This window comes from Bartonella sp. CL436QHHD (genome assembly GCF_042195105.1).
Lineage (GTDB): Bacteria > Pseudomonadota > Alphaproteobacteria > Rhizobiales > Rhizobiaceae > Bartonella.
The window spans coordinates 30,265-53,546 of sequence record NZ_JBHINR010000004.1 but is presented as its reverse complement, the minus strand read 5'-3'; the positions used below and the strand labels follow the sequence as shown (position 1 = coordinate 53,546).

15 protein-coding genes are annotated in these 23,282 nt (G+C 36.3%); 4 read left to right on the top strand and 11 right to left on the bottom strand.

The window, feature by feature from the left end; all coding sequences use genetic code 11:
• Window positions 1-289 precede the first annotated feature (289 nt).
• The 8 genes from ACFIKN_RS01140 to ACFIKN_RS01105 all read right to left on the bottom strand — a co-directional run bounded on the left by ACFIKN_RS01140 (window position 290) and on the right by ACFIKN_RS01105 (window position 11,454).
• Window positions 290-3,043, bottom strand: a complete 2,754-nt coding sequence (locus tag ACFIKN_RS01140) for a DEAD/DEAH box helicase (protein ID WP_375657776.1) — start codon at window positions 3,041-3,043, stop codon at window positions 290-292.
• Between the two features lie 22 nt (window positions 3,044-3,065).
• Window positions 3,066-4,706 (bottom strand): site-specific DNA-methyltransferase, encoded by a 1,641-nt coding sequence (locus ACFIKN_RS01135; protein ID WP_375657775.1) that lies wholly within the window; start codon window positions 4,704-4,706, stop codon window positions 3,066-3,068.
• Window positions 4,707-4,789: 83 nt separating this feature from the next.
• Window positions 4,790-5,191: an SUF system Fe-S cluster assembly protein gene (locus ACFIKN_RS01130; RefSeq protein WP_273791253.1), complete on the bottom strand. Its 402-nt coding sequence runs from the start codon at window positions 5,189-5,191 to the stop codon at window positions 4,790-4,792.
• The gene (locus ACFIKN_RS01125) at window positions 5,184-6,428 is read right to left on the bottom strand and encodes a cysteine desulfurase (protein WP_273791254.1); all 1,245 of its coding nucleotides are present in this window, start codon (window positions 6,426-6,428) and stop codon (window positions 5,184-5,186) included. The genes ACFIKN_RS01130 and ACFIKN_RS01125 overlap by 8 nt, the downstream gene beginning before the upstream one ends.
• Before the next feature lie 10 nt (window positions 6,429-6,438).
• Window positions 6,439-7,701 (bottom strand): Fe-S cluster assembly protein SufD, encoded by a 1,263-nt coding sequence (sufD, locus tag ACFIKN_RS01120; protein ID WP_273791286.1) that lies wholly within the window; start codon window positions 7,699-7,701, stop codon window positions 6,439-6,441.
• An 11-nt stretch (window positions 7,702-7,712) separates the two neighbouring features.
• A complete protein-coding gene (sufC, locus tag ACFIKN_RS01115; protein WP_273791255.1) occupies window positions 7,713-8,468 on the bottom strand; it encodes a Fe-S cluster assembly ATPase SufC in 756 nt (251 codons plus the stop codon).
• 160 nt (window positions 8,469-8,628) lie between these two features.
• Window positions 8,629-10,140: a Fe-S cluster assembly protein SufB gene (sufB, locus tag ACFIKN_RS01110; protein WP_375657774.1), complete on the bottom strand. Its 1,512-nt coding sequence runs from the start codon at window positions 10,138-10,140 to the stop codon at window positions 8,629-8,631.
• 138 nt (window positions 10,141-10,278) lie between these two features.
• Complete coding sequence (locus ACFIKN_RS01105; protein WP_375657773.1) at window positions 10,279-11,454, bottom strand: cysteine desulfurase family protein; 1,176 nt, start codon at window positions 11,452-11,454, stop codon at window positions 10,279-10,281.
• Window positions 11,455-11,615: 161 nt separating this feature from the next.
• Here ACFIKN_RS01105 and ACFIKN_RS01100 point away from each other — a divergent pair, with 161 nt between their 5' ends.
• From ACFIKN_RS01100 to ACFIKN_RS01090, 3 genes are all read left to right on the top strand, one after another.
• On the top strand, window positions 11,616-12,296 hold the full coding sequence (locus ACFIKN_RS01100) for an alpha/beta hydrolase (protein WP_273791258.1): 681 nt from the start codon (window positions 11,616-11,618) through the stop codon (window positions 12,294-12,296).
• A gap of 321 nt (window positions 12,297-12,617) precedes the next feature.
• A complete protein-coding gene (gene tyrS, locus ACFIKN_RS01095) occupies window positions 12,618-13,871 on the top strand; it encodes a tyrosine--tRNA ligase (RefSeq protein ID WP_375631146.1) in 1,254 nt (417 codons plus the stop codon).
• A gap of 183 nt (window positions 13,872-14,054) precedes the next feature.
• On the top strand, window positions 14,055-14,540 hold the full coding sequence (locus tag ACFIKN_RS01090; protein WP_273791260.1) for a peroxiredoxin: 486 nt from the start codon (window positions 14,055-14,057) through the stop codon (window positions 14,538-14,540).
• Window positions 14,541-14,880: 340 nt separating this feature from the next.
• On the opposite strand, the gene prfB is transcribed toward ACFIKN_RS01090, so the two are convergent.
• The 3 genes from prfB to ACFIKN_RS01075 form a co-directional block, all read right to left on the bottom strand.
• A protein-coding gene (gene prfB, locus ACFIKN_RS01085; RefSeq protein WP_375637636.1) for a peptide chain release factor 2 occupies window positions 14,881-16,009 on the bottom strand; the annotation gives its coding sequence in 2 pieces (ribosomal slippage) (window positions 14,881-15,939 and window positions 15,941-16,009; 1,128 coding nt in all).
• 171 nt (window positions 16,010-16,180) lie between these two features.
• Entirely contained in the window at window positions 16,181-18,646 is a 2,466-nt protein-coding gene (locus tag ACFIKN_RS01080; RefSeq protein WP_375657772.1) for a penicillin-binding protein 1A, read from the bottom strand.
• Between the two features lie 167 nt (window positions 18,647-18,813).
• Window positions 18,814-20,043 (bottom strand): N-acetylmuramoyl-L-alanine amidase, encoded by a 1,230-nt coding sequence (locus ACFIKN_RS01075; RefSeq protein WP_375657771.1) that lies wholly within the window; start codon window positions 20,041-20,043, stop codon window positions 18,814-18,816.
• Window positions 20,044-20,629: 586 nt separating this feature from the next.
• On the opposite strand from ACFIKN_RS01075, the gene ACFIKN_RS01070 reads away from it, so the two are divergent.
• Complete coding sequence (locus ACFIKN_RS01070; RefSeq protein ID WP_375643435.1) at window positions 20,630-23,257, top strand: Rne/Rng family ribonuclease; 2,628 nt, start codon at window positions 20,630-20,632, stop codon at window positions 23,255-23,257.
• The last annotated feature ends 25 nt before the right edge of the window (window positions 23,258-23,282 follow it).

The following is a 23,282-nucleotide window of genomic DNA, read 5'->3' as shown; positions in this document are numbered from 1 at the left end:
AAAAAAGAACATTTATCAAATTACTCAATAAAATCAAAATATTTTTTTAATTTATGACTATAACTCAAAGATCTTTTCACATAACGAAAATAAGATTGTACTTTTATAAAAAATTGTAAATGTGCTACAAATCCCCATACAAAAGCATAATCTTGTATAACTTTTCTATACATTTTTCTTTTTATTTTAACGTCGTTAGAAAAAAGTTAAAAATAATTATTCAAACATTTGATTAAACCTCACACCCGTCAATTAAAAAACTTATGTGTTTTATTTTTGAAGCAAAAAGTTACGAGCTCTCAAGTATAGATTCTGAAATGGTAAACTCTGCACACAAACCTTCAAAACTACTATTTGCTTTAATAGCATCATGGGGAATAAGAACATAATACCATTTTTTATCGCCATAAGTCGCCGCATAGCGCGTTGCATGACAACACCATTGAACTGCAGCTTCTCTCTTTTTTAAAACAATAGGATTTTGCATTTCAGAGGCTTTTTTAGGCTCACAAAGATATTTGGCATCCTTCGTTTCTACAACAAAGTCCGGTTCATAAGTCGATCCTTTATCATATTCTATTCTGAAAAAACCTCGAGCGGGTTTCATCCATTTCAAGACTTGTGCATCATCCTCTAATATTTGAGCAAATCGTAATTCCCCTTCTACTGAATCAAACTTTTGTAAAGGATAACAGCATTTTCTAAAGCCGCTGAATACAAGTTTTTTAATATCACTTTTAATGGCAGGAATATTACGAAAATCAAGAGGAGACGTCCCTTGCGGTAACACATAATGGATAGGTGATAAAGTTGCAAAACCTCGTGTAACTTTAACCGCATAATCTTTTTGCGTTTCCCATTGATGTTCTCTTAATTGCGCAACAATAAAACTAGTAAGCTTGTGCTGATAGTGAATTAATACGTTCTCAACAGCTGTATCATTGGGTAAATAAGATCGGAAATGTTCTACTATCTGACTAGCTAATTTTCGTAATAAGAGCGTATGGTTATCATAATCGACAAAGTCATTATCAATCAAACCACGAATGATGTAGTTTTCAAGATAAGGCTCTTTTACATATTCATTCTTAGAAGTAAGAAAAATGCTTTTATGGGTACGCAATTCTCGAATTAAAAGTTCTTTACTAACAGGTTGAAAATTTAAGCTTTCTAGATTTTTTAAATCAAAATCATAAAAACCATAAGTAACATCACGCGAAGGTATGAGTATAATATTTGGAATATCTATTATCAGTTCTGTTAATTGTTTTGTCAGAATTGTCACCACTTTTGATACAAGAGACTTTTGTGATGAAGGCTTAATATTCATAACTTTATTAGCAATTTTTTCTTGTATCTGTGCAGAACAAAGCATTTGAGAACTTGGCAATTTATCATTCTCTTTGATAAGATCCCACGCGATCGCTACAATATCTTGCTCTTCAGGTGTTAATGTAGGGGAATCTGTATGACGTAATATGATACCTTGTAAATCAGAAGATGCTCCATTTATATCGGAATTACGTGTTACCATCGTTTGCATCAATAAAGCTTCTACTTGACATGGAACCGTCACAATATCTGACTTTTCAGAGGGTACATCCCCCTCTCTTCCAATCTCAATATGCTTTTTTATAATTGAGTTTGGATCGTTTGCACGATCAATAATATCTTGAAAACGATCATGCGCAATAATTGTTAAACGATCAATAGCTTCCACGCCTGTTCTATACCCATAAGGCAAACGCAATCCGCGCCCAATTGTTTGCTCTGTTAAAATTTCTGAAGCCGATGCACGCAACGGTACAATAGTATAGAGATTAGTAACATCCCACCCCTCCTTTAATTTATTAACGTGAATAACAATTTCTGTTGGGTTATGAGAATCTTCAATTGCAATCAGCTTTTGAATATTTTGATCTTCTTCTATATTCGACTGTTTTGTATGAATCTCTATAACTTTTCCCTTATAAGCTCCTGCAAAAAAATCATCTGATTCCAATAAATCACGCAATTTCTGTGCATGATTTGTATCTTGAGCGACAACTAAAATAAAAGGCTTAACGAACTTTTTGTTATAATCTTTTGCATAGACAATTAAATCTGCTTTCACGTTTTCATGGGCATGAATTGCATCTTGTAATTTGATATGTTCTAATTGTTCAGATGTATAATTTTGAGGTTGAAAATCTTTACGTGTAGCAACAGCAGGCTCTTTTACAAAACCATCCCTCATAGCCTCTGCAAGTGAATAACTATAGACAACATTTTTAAAATCTACGGGTTTTGCACCTATTGTTTTTGGTGTCGCTGTAAGCTCTATTCCTAAAACAGGTTTTAACTCATTAATTGCTGCCGCACCAGCAGAAGCTCGATAACGATGTGCTTCATCCATTAACAAAACTAAATCAGGAAGATTTGCGAGATAATCAAAATAACTTTCACCAATCGTTTCTTGTAAGCGTTTAATTCGCGGAATACTAGATTTTAGTGCGCCTTTTTTATTATCTGTTGTATTAATTTTAGAAATATTAAAAATATTGATAAAGGCCGTATCTCTATTCTCAAACAAACGCTTTTGTCCTTCAAAATGGTGTTCATCAACGCGAATACCTTTACCACTTTCATAATCTTCACCTGTAATAATAACGGGTCTATTGGCAATAAATTCACTCATTCCACTGAAAACATACTTTGGACTTTGGGGACTAAAATCCTGTTTTAACTTTTCATAAATAGTCAAATTTGGCGCTAAAACAAAAAAATGTCGGCTACGACCTGTTAAATAAAGATAGCTAATAAAAGCCCCCATAAGTCGCGTTTTTCCAACACCCGTTGCTAAGGCAAAACAAAAAGAGGGAAAGTTTCGTTCAAAATCTTGCACAGAAGGATAAAGATTTTTTATCACTTCTAACTCTGCAACCAAATCAGCATTTTTAGAAAGCTCTATATTTTCTAAGATTTTTACCAAAATATTTAAAGATTCACGTTGAGGATCACGTAACGATAAGCGAGCAGAAATCCTTTTTTCAACAGTGTTCATGAAAAACTCCGCTTTTTATATATTATTCAAATAGATCTAATTCTGCTTGCGCAATATCTTTATTTTTGTTGTTTTCTTTTACCACAATCACTGGTTCAAGATTGGCTACATTTAAACTGTAATCGTCCCTTCCCCATTCGCATTTTTCTAATATTGCACGGGGGATTTTAGTGAGTGTCAGATTTTCAAAGGATGCTGATTTTGTATCAAAGGCTGTACCACAAACCAGCAACGTGCGATGAGAGCCTACCTCTTCACTCATTATACGGAGTTGTTCATGGGTCATAGCGCTTGTTGTGACATAAATATAATCTGTTTCGGTTGAATACCCTTGCATCCAATAATGATTTTCATCAGGTGCGTAGGTAAATCCCATATGTTTGCACATTGCTTCTGAAAGCATCGCAGCATTATATTCGCGACTAATAATCCATTGTCCCCATGGATCTTTTTGTAACAGAGAAGGTGCAAGGCGATAATAGCGAAATCCACCGCCACCTTGCCAATTGACACTTTTGGAAATTCCCCCTTGATCAGTTCCATCAATGACTTGTTTTAAACGAGGGATAATGTGGGTGTGACAATGCTCACCAAGTTCAATCATAATCCACTTTCTTCCCATTTTATGGGCAACAGCACCGGTTGTGCCGGAACCCGCAAAAGAATCTAAAACAAGATCACCAGGATTAGTGGCAAGTTGAATGATGCGTTCCATTAACCGCTCAGGTTTGGGAGTTGTAAAGACATTATCAGAATTAAAAACTTTGACTTCTCTTTTGGCATCTTGGTTGTGTCCCACTTCTGTATAGAGCCAAATCGTCATTGAAACCATACCATTTTTTACTTCTGATAAAAAACGTTTCATAGAAGGAACATTACTTCCTGTTGGACCAAACCAAACACGATTATCTTCTAATAGCTTAGCAAATTTTTGTTTACTAACGCGCCAACTCGTTCCAGCAGGAGGCATCACACTGCGCCCAGAAGGTGTGATGATTTCATAAACATCTTTTAAATTCATAGTCTTAACTGAAAGATTATCTGATTTCCAAGGACCGCGAGGATCATTATCAGGATTTTTATAGCGCGCATCCATATCGCTTGAACGAGGAAGCAATTGAGGGCGCCAAATCGTTTTATCTTTGGCATAAACCATGATAAAATCATGGTTATCGGAAAGCCATTTTGTATCATTTTGTGGAGCATATTTCTTTTGCCAAATAATATTGTTGATGAAATTTTGGCGACCAAAAATTTCATCCATCATCACTTTAAGATAGGCTTGTTCATCATCATCAATTGATATCCAGATACTTCCATCATCCGCCAGTAAATGATGTAACAATTCTAGCCGGTCTCTCATAAGACTGAGCCATATGGAATGCTCTAAACCATCTTCATAATGTTCAAAGGCATTGCCTGTATTATAAGGTGGATCGATATAGATACATTTTACCTTCCCCGTATATTCTTTCTCAAGCGCTTTGAGCGCGAGCAAATTGTCACCAAAAATAAGTTTATTATCAAAAATATCTTGGGATGATATTTGATGCGAAGCGTGATAAGATTTTTCAAGATCCTCTAATAAGATACGAGGCTCTAGTTTTGGGCGTTTTTCTTTTCCAATCCAGTTAAGTTCTAGTTTTTGTTTATTATAACTCATGCGATCGTCCTTAAATTCAAATGCTTGTGAAAAATAAACAGCTTATTCATGAATGGCTAAATTAGAGTCTCTTAACAATACTTTTAGTACCATCCGACAGCAATTTGAGCTTCTTCTGACATACAATCAGGTGTCCATGGTGGATCAAAAGTCATAGTGACTTCAACATACGAAACCCCTTCAACTGCACTGACTGCATTTTCTACCCACCCCGGCATTTCACCAGCAACAGGGCATCCCGGTGCTGTAAGAGTCATTTCAATTTTTACTGAACGATCATCTTCAATATCAATACGATAAATCAGTCCTAGCTCATAAATATCAGCAGGAATCTCTGGGTCATAAACTGTTTTAAGAGCAGCAATAATATCATTCGTCATACGATCAATTTCATCTGCTGGAATTGCTGATATGTAAGATTTTTTATTTTCACTTACAGTTTCAACAGATTCTGTAGAATGACGCTCTTCAATTAATTCAGCCATTAAAAAATGTCCTTGTTTCTTGCAATGCTTCTACCAATTGATCTATATCTTCTTTAGTGTTATACATGGCTAACGATGCGCGGCAAATAGATGTTAGACCAAAGCGCTGTAATAAAGGCTGTGCACAATGAGTTCCCGCACGTATTGCAACCCCTTTTCTATCAATAAACATAGCGATATCATGGGCGTGAATTCCTTCAATTGTAAATGATATAATAGCTCCTTTATTGGGAGAATGACCATAAATACGCAATGACTCAACCATTTTAAGTTTTTCCTGCGCATAAGCTAAAAGGGACCTCTCATGGGCATGAATCGTGCTACGACCTTTCTCTTGTATATAATCAATAGCCGCAGTTAATCCAATAGCTTCAACGATAGGAGGGGTACCTGCTTCAAAACGGTAAGGAGGAGCATTATAAAACACCTTATCGGTTGTTACCTCCTCGATCATTTCCCCTCCCCCTTGAAAAGGACGCATTTCTTCTAATCTATCTTCTTTACCATACAAAACACCAATACCAGTGGGACCATAAAGCTTATGACCTGTAAAGACATACCAATCACAATCGAGATCTTGCACATCAACGGTTAAATGTACTGCTCCTTGAGAACCATCAACAAGAACCGGAATAGAATTTTGATGTGCTAGTTTAATAATCTCTTTAACAGGAGGCACAGTTCCTAATATATTGGACATATGCGTTATAGCAACAAGCCGCGTTTTTTCGCTTAAAGCCTTTTGGAAATCTTCAATGTGCAGAACACCATTTTCATCGACAGGAACAAAAATAAGTTTAACACCTTTTTGTTCACGGAGAAAATGCCAAGGAATAATATTTGAATGATGTTCCATGATCGTTAGAACAATCTCATCACCTTCTTTGAGTTTTGGCATCGCCCAACCATAAGCAACAGTATTAATAGCTTCTGTTGCATTTTTCGTAAAAACAATTTCTTCAGCTTTTTGAGCATTTAGAAAAACCCGAACGGTTTCACGAGAATTTTCATAAGATTGTGTTGCTATATTGGCTAAAAAATACATTCCCCTATGCACATTAGCATAACTATAGTGATAATAATTATTCATTGCATTGAGTACTGACATTGGTTTTTGGGCAGAAGCACTGCTATCAAGATATGCTAATCGCTTTCCATAAACTTGATGGTGCAAAATAGGAAAATCACGCCGAATTTCTTCGACATTATAAGTAAATGTTTGTACGTTATTTTCCATTTTTTCTACCTTAAACATTTTTTTCAAGCCATTTACTAATGATATTCTCCAAAACGATTTGAATCTTATCCTGCTTGATGTCATCAATGAGCTCAGAGATAAATCCTTTAATCAAAAGTGCACGAGCCGTTTTAAATGGGATACCACGCGCCATAAGATAAAAAAGATAATCATGATTAATATTAGCAACTGTTGCACCATGACCGCACGCAACATCATCAGCAAAAATCTCCAGTTCAGGCTTTGCATTAAATTCTGCATCATCTGAAAGAATAAGGCTATTACAAGCCATGCGTGCATCTGTTTTTTGCGCTTTTTGAGAAACACGTATTATTCCTTGGAAAACACCAACAGCCTTATCTGTAACCACATTGCGTATAATTTCGGTTGATGTTGACTTTTCTTCCACATGACGAACAGTCATTGTAAGATCACTATGTGTTTGTCCTGATAATAAATTTATGACGCGTAATTGAAAATTAGATTCTTCTCCCTGTAATTCAATATCGATTTCTTGGCGATTTAATTGGCTCCCTATATTAATGACATAAAGTGATAACTTCGCTCTTTGATCAAGAACAGCACAAAATCGACCAAATTGTGTAGAATTAAAATCACGATTGCGAATGAGAATCCACGTAACATCACTATCAGCAGCAATACTTAATGAAAATATTGAACTGACAAAGGTATCTTTATCATTGCCAACCTGATGTTCAATAAACATAACTTGACTATTTTTATCAACTTTTATATCCGAAAAAATATGAGATTGTCCCCCCATTTGTATATTTTGTAATTCAATGGGTATATTTAACTTTGTATTTTCAGGGATGTGAAAAAGCCAACCATCTGTAACAAAAGCTGTATTTAACTGTCCAATAAAATCTTCATCAGAAATGTTTTGATTTATCTGCACAGAATTATCTTCTAATGCGTCTGAAAGGCGTTTTACTGTAATATTGTCTACCTTTGACTCTATCGATGTTTTTCCATTGTTTATGGAGAAAACAGCACTTTCTGAAAGCAATGCATCAACCAATTGATTGTCTTGAACTTTTGAAAAATTGCTAATAGACTTCAGTAAGGTACGCAGATTGGTATAATGCCATCTTTCGATTTTACGGGAAGGAAGCCGTGTCATTTGAAACTGCTCAATAGTTTTCTTGCGGATTTCCTGTACAGCTTTATCACCAGGTAAGTCGTTTACATACTGATTAAAATTACTGAGGATATTTTCTTCAACCGCTAACAAGTTTTGCTGTGCATTCATATTTAATAACCTCAAACCGCTTCCCTGATAAGATCAGCATACCCATTTTCCTCTAAATAAAGCGCTAAGGATTTATCACCGCTTTTGATAATTTGTCCTTTATAAAGAACATGTACCGTATCAGGAATAATATAATTAAGTAGCCGTTGATAATGGGTAATCACCAGAAATGAACGTTTTGAATCCCGAAGTTTGTTAACACCATCTGCAACAATTTTTAGTGCATCAATATCTAAACCAGAATCCGTTTCATCTAAAATGCAAAGTTTAGGTTCAAGAAGTGCCATTTGTAAAATTTCAGCGCGTTTTTTTTCTCCACCTGAAAAACCTACATTTAATGGACGCTTTAGCATATCCATATCTATTTCAAGTTTGGCTGAAACTTCTTTAACATATTTTATAAATTCAGGAATTTTAAGTTCTTCGTGACCTCGTGCTTTGCGTTGAGAGTTCATCGCAACTTTTAAAAATTCCATTGTTGCTACTCCTGGTATTTCCATTGGATATTGAAATGCAAGAAAAACACCATATGCAGCACGTTCTGCTGGATCCATTTCTAAAAGTGATTGCCCATTATAGAGAATATCTCCTTCTGTTATTTCATAATCATCACGACCAGCAAGTAAATAAGACAAAGTTGATTTTCCGGCTCCATTTTGTCCCATGATAGCGGCAACTTCTCCATCTTGAACTGTCAAGTTTAAACCACGAATAACTTTTGTATCGGTCTCAGCAATACGGGCGTGCAAATTTTTTATCTCTAACATAATTTAATCCTGTTTTGGCTGTTTTTTCAGATACAGATGCGGATTATTTTGCCTTAGCATCCATCTACTTTTGTAATTAGCATAGAGGTCATTTTTAGCATTATATGCTACTGTTACAGCCTTTTTACATAAAGTCTTCTATTTATCTAATTAAATAAAATTATCCAACACTACCTTCAAGGCTAATACCAATAAGCTTTTGTGCTTCGACAGCAAATTCCATGGGAAGTTTTTGAATGACCTCTTTTACAAAACCATTTACAATTAATGCGATAGCTTCTTCTTCGGGAATTCCTCTCTGCATAACATAAAAAAGTTGGTCATCAGAAATTTTTGATGTTGTGGCTTCATGTTCAAACTGAGCTGTTGCATTTTTTGCTTCAATATAAGGAACTGTATGTGCACCACAATCATTCCCGATTAACAAACTATCACATTGCGTAAAGTTACGCGCATTTTGTGCTTTTCGATGAGCTGTGACTTGTCCTCGATACGTGTTATTTGAAAAACCTGCAGAAATACCTTTGGAAATAATGCGACTGGAAGTATTTTTTCCCAAATGAATCATTTTTGTACCGGAATCAATTTGTTGATGACCGTTTGCAACGGCAATAGAATAAAATTCTCCACGCGCATTATCACCACGGAGTAAGCAGGATGGATATTTCCAAGTAATCGCAGAACCAGTCTCAACTTGTGTCCATGAAATTTTAGAGCTATCACCTCGACAATCTCCACGCTTCGTCACAAAATTATAAATACCACCCTTTCCATCTCTATCGCCAGGATACCAATTTTGTACTGTAGAATATTTAATCTCTGCATTTTCAAGGGCAATAAGCTCAACAACAGCAGCATGAAGTTGGTTTTCATCACGTTGGGGTGCTGTACACCCTTCAAGATAAGAAACATAGGAATCTTCAGCGGCGATAATCAATGTTCGTTCAAATTGGCCAGTGTTGCGTTCATTAATCCTAAAATAAGTTGAAAGCTCCATAGGACAACGAACCCCTTTGGGAATATAAACAAATGAACCATCTGTAAAGACAGCTGCATTTAAGGCCGCATAATAATTATCACTTATAGGTACAACTGTTCCTAAATATTCTTTAATAAGCTCAGAATGTTCAATAATCGCCTCTGAAATAGAACAAAAAATCACACCGGCGCGTGCCAACTCTTTTTTGAATGTTGTTACAACAGAAACAGAATCAAAGACTGCATCAACAGCCACCTGCCCCGATACAGACATACTGTCATCAAAAGTGGAGGGATCAGACTGTTTTCTTACTCCTGCCAAAATCTCTTGTTCTTTAAGGGGAATGCCAAGTTTCTCGTACGTTGCTAATAACTCAGGATCCACTTCATCCAAAGATTTTGGTCCTGTATGATTTTTTGGAGCAGCATAATAATAAAGCTCCTGAAAATCAATTCTAGGATATTCAAGACGCGCCCAATGAGGCTCTTGCATTGTCAGCCAACGTCGGTAAGCCTTTAAGCGCCATGTTAGCATCCATTCAGGCTCATGTTTTTTAGCGGAAATAAATTTGATAATATCCTCATTTAAGCCTTTTGGAGCTTTATCGGTTTCAATATTGGTTTCAAAACCATATTTATATTGGTCAACATCTATTTCACGTACTTGGCGTATCGTTTCTTGTATTGCCGGCATAAATTTTCTCCATTTTTTGGCGTCAAAAACCGGTAACTAAAGTCTTGTTTTTTACAAGATTAAAGTAAGCAAGTTATCTCTAGGCTATAGGTAAAGTGCAAAAATTTCAATCAAACTTATTTTATTTTTAAAATAATTCTAATTTTTATAACTTTCTGATGATAAACCTTCCCCTTTTTTCCTGCTTATAATTTGAGAAAAAAACGACAGAAAATCATCAATATCTTCAGAAGTTGTGCCACGCCCTAGCGAAATGCGAATGGCACCATTTGGAACATGATACCCCATTGCCTCCAACACTTTGCTTTGTTTTACTTTTCCCGAAGAACAAGCAGAGCCGGATGATAAAGAAAACCCTTCTAAATCAAAAGCAATTTGCATCGTTTCAGCTTTTATATTTTTCACGGTAAAGTAAGTTGTATTTGGCAAACGTTGAACTCTTTTGCCAAAAATTTCAACATTTTTACTTATTCTTTGTAGTCCATCTTCTAATTTATTGCGTAAATATATTAACTGTTTTATTTCCTCCTGTGTGAAGCAATCAGTTATTGCTGCCCCAAAAGCAGCAATAAGGGGCAATGCTTCTGTTCCTCCACGGAGACCTTTTTCTTGTCCTCCCCCAGTAATAAGAGGGTGTGGCATGAGAAGATTACCACATGAAACAAAAGCACCGATTCCTTTCGGACCGCCAACTTTATGTGCAGACAATATAAAAAAGTCTCCTCCTAGCTGATTAATATCCACAAAATTTTTATCTACATATTGTGTCAAATCAACAATAAGAGTGCCTCCTAAATCCCGAACAATAGCGGCGATTTCTGTTAATGGTTGAATAACACCCGTTTCACTATTTGCAGCTTGAATAGCAACAAGAGGTAAACCTTTTGTTTTATCATGAACCGTTAAGAGTGATGTTAATTTATCTTGTTGTATGAGCCCATCTTGATCAACAGCAATGACGCTTATCAACTCTTTAGAAAAACGTCCTCCCTCTGCCACAGAGGGATGTTCAGTCGCTCCAAGGTAAAGACGAGAAAATTTAACTTTTGCATTCCCCATATTGTAAAAGGGTGTTAACAAAGTCATTGCGGCTTCACTCGCACCAGAGGTAAATACCACGTGATCTGGATCTGTTTTAAGATTTTCAGCGATTTGCCGACGAGCCTTTTGCAACAAAGTTTTAGCCGCACGCCCTTCCTTATGAACAGATGATGGATTACCAAATATTTCTAAAGATTCCAGTAACGCTATTCGTGCCACTTTTTTGAGTGGTGTTGTTGCGTTATGATCAAAATATCGGCGTTTTATAACCATTTTACATCGCAATCATTAATCTTATGAATTGATTAAAAAAATAGCGCAATTTTCTTGAAAAGTGCACTAAAAAAAGAATATCTAATAATTATTTAAGAGATTCTATGGTAAAAGTCGACCAAGATCAATGAAAGCCTTTTATTGCATTTAAGGAGCATTTTATGCCAGAAATTATTTTTAACGGTCCTGCGGGTCGGCTCGAAGGACGTTATCAACCTTCACAACAAAAAAATGCACCCATTGCGATTATTTTGCATCCTCATCCCCAATTTGGTGGAACTATGAATCATAAAATTGTCTATGACCTCTTTTATATGTTCCAACAACGTGGCTTTACAACTTTACGTTTTAACTTTCGTGGTATTGGTCGTAGTCAGGGTGAATTTGATTATGGAATAGGAGAACTTTCAGATGCTGCTGCTGCTCTCGATTGGGTGCAAACACAACATCCAGACTCTAAAAATTGTTGGGTAGCAGGATATTCATTTGGAGCATGGATTGGTATGCAGCTTTTAATGCGCCGACCGGAAATTGAGGGATTTATCTCAGTTGCCCCTCAGCCTAATGTTTATGACTTTTCATTTCTTGCACCTTGTCCCTCCTCTGGGCTTATCATTCATGGCGGTATCGATAAAGTTTCCCCTCCAAAAGATGTTCAAATACTTGTCGATAAATTAAAAACACAAAAAGGTATCATCATCACACAAGAAATATTAGAAGAGGCTAATCACTTTTTCAGTGGATGTCATGAAGAACTTATTGAGCGATGTGCCCACTATTTGGATAACCATATCTCCAATGAACTTCTCGCTCCTCCTCCTGAAATACTTTCACTAACTTAGGAAAATACGATAGATTTATAAAAAATTAGCAAAAGTCGTTTCTGATCATAACAAAGTAATTTTTTCCGTTTGCATTTAAAATTTTTCTAAATTTTATTTCAGGATAGAAATGAGAATAACAGCATACCTGTTTTCTATCACTGATAAGTCTCTTTTTTAGCGTAAAAAGGAAATAATACCTGTATTATTATCTTTATGTTACCAATATGTCTCTTTCTCTTGTGAGGTGTGTGTCAGTTATGATAGATAACGCATTAATAACTCATTATATAATCGCCTATTCTATAAAATAATGCACTCTTAAATTAGGAAATTAAATCTGTGTTTGCCTTTAAATCTGATTTTTTACACATTATGAGCGAACGTGGTTTTATCCACCAAATTTCAGATGAAAAAGGCTTAGATGATCTTTTTTCAAAAGAAACTGTAAGCGCTTATACTGGATTTGACCCAACAGCATCGAGTTTACATGCTGGAAGTCTTCTTCAGATTATGATGCTTTATTGGTTACAAAAAACAGGTCATCGCCCCATTGCTTTAATGGGTGGAGGAACTGGATTGATTGGTGATCCTTCTTTCAAAGATGAAGCGCGACGCCTTCTGACACAAAATGATATTGCTGAAAATATTGATGGTATTAAAAAGGTATTTGCTAACTATTTGACATTCGGTGACCGAGAAACCGATGCTTGTATTGTGAATAACGCGGAATGGTTATGCAATTTAAACTACTTAGAATTTTTGCGTGATGTAGGAAAACATTTTTCTGTCAATCGTATGTTGTCATTTGATTCCGTTAGACTCAGACTTGAGCGTGAGCACTCTTTGTCATTCTTAGAGTTTAATTATATGATTCTGCAAGCTTATGATTTTGTTGAACTTTATAAACGTTATGGATTGCGTATGCAAATGGGGGGCTCTGATCAGTGGGGCAACATTATTAACGGAATCGAATTAGGGCATCGTTTAGGAACACCGCAATTATATGCGTTAACATCACCATTGCTGACAACCTCTTCCGGTGCCAAAATGGGTAAATCATTGAATGGGGCTGTATGGCTGAATGCGGATAAGCTTTCACCTTATCAATTTTGGCAATACTGGCGCAATACAGAAGATGCTGATGTAACACGATTTCTAAAGCTCTATACTCCATTGCCAATGGATGAGATTCTTAAACTTTCTCTATTACAAGGGACAGAAATTAACGAAGCAAAAAAAATTCTTGCAACAGAAATTACAGCAATGTTGCATGGACGTGTTCTTGCTGATGCAGCAGCAGAAACAGCTCGCAAGACGTTTGAAGAAAAAACTCTAGGAGAAAATCTTCCAACTGTTGAAATTAATGCCTCAGAATTAAAAAAAGGTGTTGGATTGCTCACTCTTTTAGTACAAGCAGGACTCGCTAGATCTAATAGTGAGGCACGCCGACACGTTCAAGGTGGGGGGGTCCGTGTAAATGATCAAATTATTGAGGATGAAACACATCTTATTATTGAAGGGGATGTCAGTGCAGAAGGAACCGTTAAACTTTCTTTTGGTAAGAAAAAACATGTTGTGATGAAACCAGTATAATCTTTTGCTGTTTTGTTTATGTTGTCGACCTTGTTCTTTCAATTCAATTGTTGTGATAGGGCGAGTTTTGTTAGGAAATAAAGGTCTCTTCAAAACAATAATATTCTAGAGAGTTGAATAGTTCTTTTCTTCTGTGTACTCTGATATCTTATACCTGTTACACAAGAAAGAAAGATGAAAATAATGACAAGACCAATGAAAGGTGCTCTTGCTCCTGATTTTAATTTGCCGCGCGATGGAGGAGAGATGGTATGTCTTTCTGACTTTAAAGGAAAGTCTGTTGTTTTATATTTTTATCCAAAAGATGACACCAGTGGTTGCACAAGCGAAGCACTTGATTTCACAAAATTAAAGATGAAATTTGATGAAATCGGTGTTTCTGTTATTGGAATCTCTCCAGATAATGTAAAAAAACATGATAAATTTAAAGTAAAACATGAACTTGATGTCATCTTGGTTTCTGATGAAGAAAAAACAACCCTCGAAGCTTATGGTGTTTGGGTTGAGAAAAGCATGTATGGACGCAAATATATGGGAGTTGAACGGAGCACTTTTTTAATTGATGCAAATGGAATAATAGCAGAAGAATGGCGTAAAGTAAGCGTATCTGGGCATGCTGAAAATGTTTTAGCTACTGCAACACTTTTATATCATAATGGTAACTTGTAAATTGAGTGTTTGATTTGCCTTAAAAAGCAAAAGTTATCCTCCTTAATTGATTTTAGTTTTTCAACGGATTCAATTTTTACAATATATTGATTTATAAGGATAATGAATTGTTTTACATTTATATTAGTCCCCCGAATATCCCAAATTTTTCTTATTTCAGATTCTTCCTATCACTTGCAATATCATAAGCAGAATTGGCGTGTGAGAAAAAAAATGAAGAAAGAAACAAGAAAATCCCTCTTTAAACCTTTAAAGTATCAAGGACTATCGTAACATCACAACATCAATAAAACGAACAGCTTAAGAAAAAATCTACATGGCTTGAAGGAAGGATATATAATTAACGAATATCCTCAATTTTTTTGTCTTGTCTATAAATGCGCCGTGCGAGTGCTGCCTCTATAAATGCATCTAAATTACCATTAAGTACGGATTGTGGATCCGTATTTTCAATTCCTGTACGCAAATCTTTGACAAGCTGATAGGGTTGAAGAACATAAGATCTAATTTGATGTCCCCATCCGATTTCTGTTTTAGAAGATTCAGCAGCATTGGTTTCTTCTTCTCTTTTTTTAAGCTCTTCTTCATAAAGCCGTGCACGCAACATCGACCAAGCCGTAGCGCGATTTTTATGTTGAGAGCGCTCTGTTTGACATTGAACAACAATACCCGTTTTTATATGCGTGATGCGAACAGCGGAATCTGTCGTGTTAACATGTTGTCCTCCTGCTCCCGATGCACGATATGTATCAATACGCACATCTGCCTCTGAAACATCAACTTCAATATTGTCATCAATAACTGGATAAACCCAAATGCTTGCAAAAGAGGTATGGCGCTTTGCATTCGAATCAAATGGAGAAATCCGCACTAAACGATGAACGCCTGATTCTGTTTTTAACATTCCATAAGCATTATGCCCTTTTACAAGAATAGTCGCTGACTTTATTCCTGCTTCTTCTCCATCATGAATTTCTAAAATTTCAACCTTCATTTCATGCTGTTCAGCCCAGCGCATATACATACGTAAGAGCATAGAAGCCCAATCTTGGCTTTCTGTTCCCCCTGCTCCAGCATGAACTTCTAAATAGGTATCATTCGGATCTGCTTCTCCTGAAAGAAGTACATCAATTTGCCTTTTATCTATCTCATTTTTAAGATTACGTATTGATCTTTCTGCATCAGCGATAATTTCAACATCACTTTCTTCTTCGCCCATCGCAATAAGCTCAATGCATTCTTCAAGTGTTTTTGTAAATGATAAAAGACCATTGATTGAATCATCAAGACGTTGACGCTCACGCATCATATCCTGTGCTCGTTGTGCATCATCCCATAATGATGGATCTTCTGCTTTTTGATTAAGATATTCGAGACGCTTTAGTGATTGATCCCAGTCAAAGATGCCCCCTTAGCAATTGTATTGCTTTCTGGATTTCATCAACTAATGTTTCTATTTCTGCTCGCATAATTTAACACCGTATTTTTAAAAACTCTTTTTGGTTGTGTCTCTTAGCATTTTATACAAATTTAATAGCTGCTATCAGAAAATGGTACAATTCTATCACTCTAATTTACAGAACCGACATTGTAAAAAAGAGATAAAAACCATGACTCATGGCAAAAGGAGATTTTGTCGATTAATACAGCCCACCTGTCCCACTTTCAAGTGCTTTGTTGACTTGTGGAGAAGTCGTTACTGCAGGAACACCTTCTTGAAAAGAATTTGTACTCCCAATAACTTGATATATATCAGCAGGACCAGTCCCTGGTTTAAATGCTTCTATAATAACATCTTGATCTCCTCTTTCGGCAAGCATTCCTGTTTTTCGATTAATTGGCATTAAAATCATGCCCTTTGGCATCTTAAAGGGAACATCTGGCTTCCCTTTAAGAGCATCTGCCATAAAATCACCAAAAATAGGCGCAGCTAATGAACTTCCTGTTCCATTATATCCTAACGGAGCTGGTTGATCATAACCGACAAAAATACCAACGACAATATCAGGAGTAAATCCCATAAACCAGACATCCTTAGAGTCATTGGTTGTTCCTGTTTTAGCAGCAATATGTCGATTAAGATAACGTAAACGTGCCGCAGTACCACGCTGAACAACCCCTTCCATCATCGATGTAATCTGATAAGCCGTCATAGGGTCAAGAACTTGATCTCTTTCATCAATCAATGTGGGCTCACTTTGATTATTCCATGAATGCGTATTACAATTTTCGCAAATACGATCATCATGACGATAAATTGTCTTCCCATAACGATCTTGAATTCTGTCTATCAGAGAAGGTTTAATAGAGCGTCCCCCATTGGCAATAACTGAATAAGCTGTAACCATTCGTAATACTGTTGTTTCGCCAGCCCCTAAAGCCATGGGAAGATAAGGCTGCAATTTATCTACGATCCCAAAGCGTTCTGCATATTCAGCGACAAGAGGCATTCCCATATCATTGGCAAGCCGTATTGTCATAAGATTACGAGAACGCTCAATACCATAACGCAATGTTGAAGGTCCTGCAAAGGTACCTCCATAATTTTTGGGTTGCCAAACTTCACCATTATATTGACGAACTTCAATGGGGCCATCTAAAACAACGGATGCTGGTGTATATCCGTTATCAAGAGCTGCTGCATAAACAAAAGGCTTAAAAGCAGACCCCGGTTGGCGATAAGCTTGGGTTGCACGATTGAATTCAGATGCGGCAAAAGAAAATCCTCCCACCATAGCAAGAACGCGCCCTGTATGAGGTTCCATAGCAACAATTGCACCTTCAACCTTTGGAATTTGTTGTAAACGATAAGTATTGTTTGTATTGGGTAGTTTTTCAACAAAAATGACATCCCCAACTTGCAGAACATGAGATAAGCTCTGAACAGTTTTTTGATAACCATTTTCTTTTACAACATGGAGTGCCCATTTTGAATCAGCTTCAGATAAAACAGCAATTTCCCGTTTTTTTGATAATATACCTGAAGCTTCGCGCTGTGGCTGTAAACCAATCTCTACTTTGTTGGGATTAGTAGAAAGAACAACAGCTAAACGCCATTCAGGAACATCACTTAGCCCTGTGATATTTGCAAGTTTTGTCCCCCAATCACTTTTCTCATCAATATGCGCATAAGCTCCACGCCATCCTTGCGCATGATCAAATCTAATTAATCCATCGTGCAAAGCACGTCGCGCAATAAGTTGTAAATGCGGATCAAGCGTTGTACGAATGGAAAGCCCACCTTCATAAAGTGTTTTAGCCCCATAGCGATGTATTAAACGACGCCGTACTTCTTCAGTAAAATAATCAGCCGCAAAAACATAGCTATCACTCCCACGTATTGTCGCTCCTAAAGGTTTAGCTTTCGCTTTTTCACCTTGTTCACGCGTTACATATCCATTTGCAATCATCCGGTCTATAACCCAATTACGCCGATCAATAGCACGTTGTGTATTCTTAAATGGATCATAATTTGCTGGTCCTTTTGGAAGAGCAGCCAAATAAGCACATTGTTCTAGCGTCAGGTCATTGACGGATTTATTGAAATAAGTCAAAGAAGCAGCTGCTATACCATAAGTGCCACGACCCAGATAAATTTCATTGAGATAAAGTTCGAGAATATGATCTTTTGAATAAGTTTTCTCAATACGCATTGCTAAAATAGCTTCCTTAAATTTACGTTCTAACGTTGTTTCTGAACTTAAAAGGAAGTTTTTAGCGACTTGTTGCGTTATAGTTGATGCACCCTCTGGACGTCTTCCAGAACCAATATTACGAATATTATTGATCAAAGCTCGAGAAAGTCCTTCAGGATCTAAACCAAAATGATGATAAAAGTTTTTGTCTTCAGCCGAAATAAAAGCATTTATAACAAGCTTTGGTATTGATTGAATCGGTAAATAGAGGCGATGTTTTGTTGCAAACTCTGCCATAAGACGGCCATCAGAAGCATGGACGCGGGTCATTACCGGCGGCTCATAAAGTGAAAGAACTTCATAATCAGGGAGTGCATTTGCTTGACCACTGGTCATAACACCCCACGTTATTGCACCACAAAGTCCAATAGCAATAAAAAAACGAAGAAGATATCTTAAAAAAATCATCATAAAAACGGCTATCGCTTTCTTAAGAATTAATTAAAGAAAAAATACGTTACTTCAAACACACCAAGTGGATATCACCACAAGATTGAGCTCAAGAGAAATTGTTTTCTATCTTTTATTTATACTAGGTACACTAGAAGCCCATACTGATACTCTATTTTCTCACAAATTTAAAGAGGCTGTATCATTTTCTGCCTATAATCAGCAAATTGACGAATAGAATGAGCAATAGAGGCTGCCATTTGTTTTCTCCAATGAGGATCATTTAATAACTTTTCATCCTCTTTATTGGATAAATAACCTATCTCTATCAAGACTGAGGGTATATCTGAAGCTCTTAAAACTTGAAAATTAGCATACCGATGTGGGTTATTAATCAAGTTAATATGATTCTTTGATAAACTTGAAATAACACTATTTGCAAAATTAACCGAAAATGTATGTGTTTCACGTCGTGTAAGATCCATCAAAATATCTGTAACTTCGAGCGTTTCATCTGCAGGCAAACCATCAAGCAAATCAACTTTATTTTCATTTTCAGCTAAAGATTTTGCAATGGCATCAGAGGCTTTGTCTGATATGGTATACACTGTAGCACCGCGAAGAGAATGTAAATCAATCGTATCCGCGTGAATAGATATAAAAAGATCAGCATCAAACTCTTGCGCTTTTTTAACTCTTTCACTTAGTCTTAAAAAAATATTGGAATCTCGTGTTAAAGCAACGGTAATATGAGAATCCTTTTGTAATTCGTCTCGCAATGCACGCGCAAAGTCTAAAGTCACATCTTTTTCTAAAATTCCAGTAACACCCCGTGCACCACCATCAATACCACCATGACCAGGATCAAGAACAACACGGAAATTATATGCTGGCATTAACTGTGTTTTTGTATCAAAATTGCTTCTTTGCTGTTTTTTTAATATCTCATCAAATTTTTCCTGTGTACTTTTACGAATATCAATCAGCAACTGCCATAAACCATTATTTAATTTTTTTACGACATTTTTTTCAACCACAAAAGCCGTTTTACTTGTCAAAATAATGCGTGAAGTCTGTATATCAGAGAAAGCATAACGTACATCTGAAAGCATAACGGATAATGTATTCCGTTTCTTTAAAGGCGTATTTTGCATCGAAAAGTCAATTGTAGGTAAATTGATAACCAAACGTGCTGGCCTGTCCAAAATCTGTAAACGAACATTTGGTTTTGAATTAAAAACCGCAATAATACGCGTATGAACACTATCACCAATGGTTCGAAAATTAATAAGTCTCAGAGGATCTGCGGCTTGAACACTGGTTTGGAGTAGAAAAAAAGATAATAAAAAGTATGTGACGAGCACAATAACATCCCCATAAGCTGTTTTCAGCTTTTTGGTAAAAAAAACTCTTATCATAAGCAAAATACTCTACATTACCTTTGTAATAATTTATCTTGGTTATATAAAATGATACACCAATTTATTCTCTATTTTTCAATAAAAGCTAAATAAACACCCAAAAACGAAATTAAGGTCATAAAGATATTATAATTATACATGATTTACATTGTTACTTGCCAAACGCATGATATCAACATAAAAGAATATTTATGCTTCCTAGCTGATAATAGTCATCTAAATTATCTGTAACTCATATTAAGTTGTCTTTAGAGGTTTTTTGCCTATTATGCGTTGAGACTTTTTTATGGATGAAAAATTTCTATGTTATAATATTAGGATTGCATTACTTAAGATTCGTTGGTTCGGATATCCGAACTGTTTTAAAGATTATTTTACCGGAGACTTTTAAGAAATATGAGTCATAAAAAACAGATGGAAATAATGATGAGAAATGGTGTAAATGCAGTCATGCCTCTGCACGTGGTGTTCCGTCCTGTTTTTCTGGTACCTCCCTTTTATGGCAGACAGCCTTTTATGTTTACGAATAGTTATAGCGTTCGTTTGAATAAAATTGTGCATGTCGCCTTCAGGATATTAACTTATGTCAAACAAAATGCTTATAGATGCCTCCCATCCGGAGGAAACTCGTGTTGTTGTTGTTCACGGCAACAAAATTGAAGAACTTGATTTTGAATCAGAACATAGAAAACAGCTCAAGGGGAATATTTATCTCGCACGGATTACGCGTGTAGAACCGTCTCTCCAAGCAGCTTTTGTTGAATATGGTGGAAACCGACATGGTTTTTTAACATTTTCTGAAATTCATCCTGATTATTATCAAATTCCTATTGCTGATCGACTTGCTCTTCTTGAAGAAGAGGAAAAAGCAGCTATAGGAGAAAATTCTGTAGATACCTTTACGGAAGAAGCAACTAAAAATAAAAAACGCTCCAGAAGAACAAAAAAAAATGGAAAAAACAATGTCATAGCAGCCGATATTGAAAGTGACATCACATCTGAAGCGACAATAATTGATAATACAGAAGAAGCATTAAATGCCGATATCTCTGATGATGAGATCGAAATGGTCGGTGCTGAGGACATCCGTGAAGAGCTCCCAATTTATCAAAGAAAACAAGGGCGCCAGTATAAAATTCAAGAAGTCATTAAACGACGTCAAATTTTGTTGGTACAAGTTATCAAAGAAGAGCGTGGTAATAAAGGTGCTGCCCTTACAACATATTTATCTCTAGCAGGTCGTTACTCTGTTCTAATGCCCAACACAGCACGTGGTGGTGGTATTTCACGAAAAATTACGAACGTACAAGACCGTAAGCGTCTTAAAGAAATCGTAAAAGAATTAGCTGTTCCAAAAGGTATGGGCGTTATCTTACGAACTGCTGGTGCCAATAGAACAAAAGCTGAAATTAAACGTGATTATGAATATCTTATGCGGTTATGGGATACTATTCGCACTTTGACACTCGAGTCAACGGCGCCATGCCTTGTCCATGAAGAAAGCAATCTCATCAAGCGTTCTATACGAGATCTTTACAATAAGAACATTAGTGAAATTCTTGTTTCTGGAGACCAAGGATATCGTGAAGCGAAAGACTTTATGCGTATGCTCATGCCAAGTCATGCAAAAGTTGTGCAACCTTACCGTGATCCTACCCCCATTTTCGCAAGAAATAATATTGAAATTCAACTTGATAAAATGTTGCAACCACAAGTTTCTTTAAAATCTGGTGGTTATCTTGTTATTAATCAAACAGAAGCACTTGTTGCTATTGACGTAAATTCTGGCCGCTCCACGAAAGAATTCTCTGTCGAAAAGACAGCCTTACAAACTAACCTTGAAGCTGCTGAAGAAGTAGCGCGGCAATTACGCTTGCGTGACCTTGCTGGTTTAATTGTGATTGATTTTATTGATATGCTTGAAGAACGCAATGTGAAGCTGGTCGAAAAAAAATTAAAAGATTGTTTAAAAAACGATCGTGCTCGTATTCAAGTAGGTCATATTTCACACTTCGGCCTTTTAGAAATGAGTCGTCAACGTATTCGCATATCGGTTTTAGAAAGTACAACACAGCCCTGCCCGCATTGCGCAGGAACAGGAAATATACGTTCTGAATCATCCATTGCGTTACATGTCATGCGCTCAATTGAAGAATATCTTCTTCATAATTCGCAATATAATATTATCGTGCGCACACCCGTAGCAACAGCGCTTTATGTATTAAATCATAAACGCAACATTCTTGTTAATTTAGAAGCTCGTTTTAAGCTTAATATTAGTATTGAAGCAGATGATAGTATTGGAACGCAACATCTTGTTATTTCTAAAGGCTCAATAGCAGAGAGCATTTCTCGATCTTCATTGGAAGATGCCAATGAGCAAGAAATTGAAGATTCTGTTTTCATAAAGAGTGAATCTATTGAAAATCCTTCTCCCATTGAAACAAACCAAAAGCGTAGGCGCAAAAATCGTCACGGTGAAATTACTGATCATTCTCTCTCCAACGTTCATAAAAAAGAAGATACTTTGAACGATGATTCTTATCGTCGAGGACGTCGTCGAGGACGTCGTGGTGGTCGACGCAATCAAGATAATAGTTTTCATCAGATTCGCGTTCCTTACGCAGAACCAGTGGGAGATTTTGCTAAGCAAGCTTTGGCAGAAATTAAAGCAGCGCATCGCAAACGTCGTATTTCGCCTACTAAATCTTTTGAACTTGAAGAAACAACAAATAATACACAAGCTCTAGATATACAACAACAGGGTGAATCTGAAAAAATTGATACAAGTATTAAACCTAAAAAACGTAAAACACGTTCTTCAAAAGTAGTAGAAAATCAGCTTTCTTTAGAGAATGATCAAAATGTTGCAGAACAAAAATCTCTTGAAGAAAAACCTACAACCAGTTCGATGCGTAAAGCTAAAACAAAAAAAGCAGACAAATCTATTCATGAGGTAGAAGATAAAGCTCTTGAAAAGAGTAAAAAATCAACACGTGGAACACGTAAAAAATCATCTTCTAAAGAGACGCAAATACAAAAAATATTAGAGCAAGAAACTGTAATCGAGATGGAGGAAGTTGTAGAAACCTCTCCTTCCCAAATTGAAGAAACAATTAATCAATCCGTTGTTATTTCATCAACGCCTAATGATTCTTCCAAAACTGAACGTATTGGTTGGTGGAAACGCAGAATTCTTTCGAAAAATTAAGGATTAAAAAAACCGCCACAGAAAA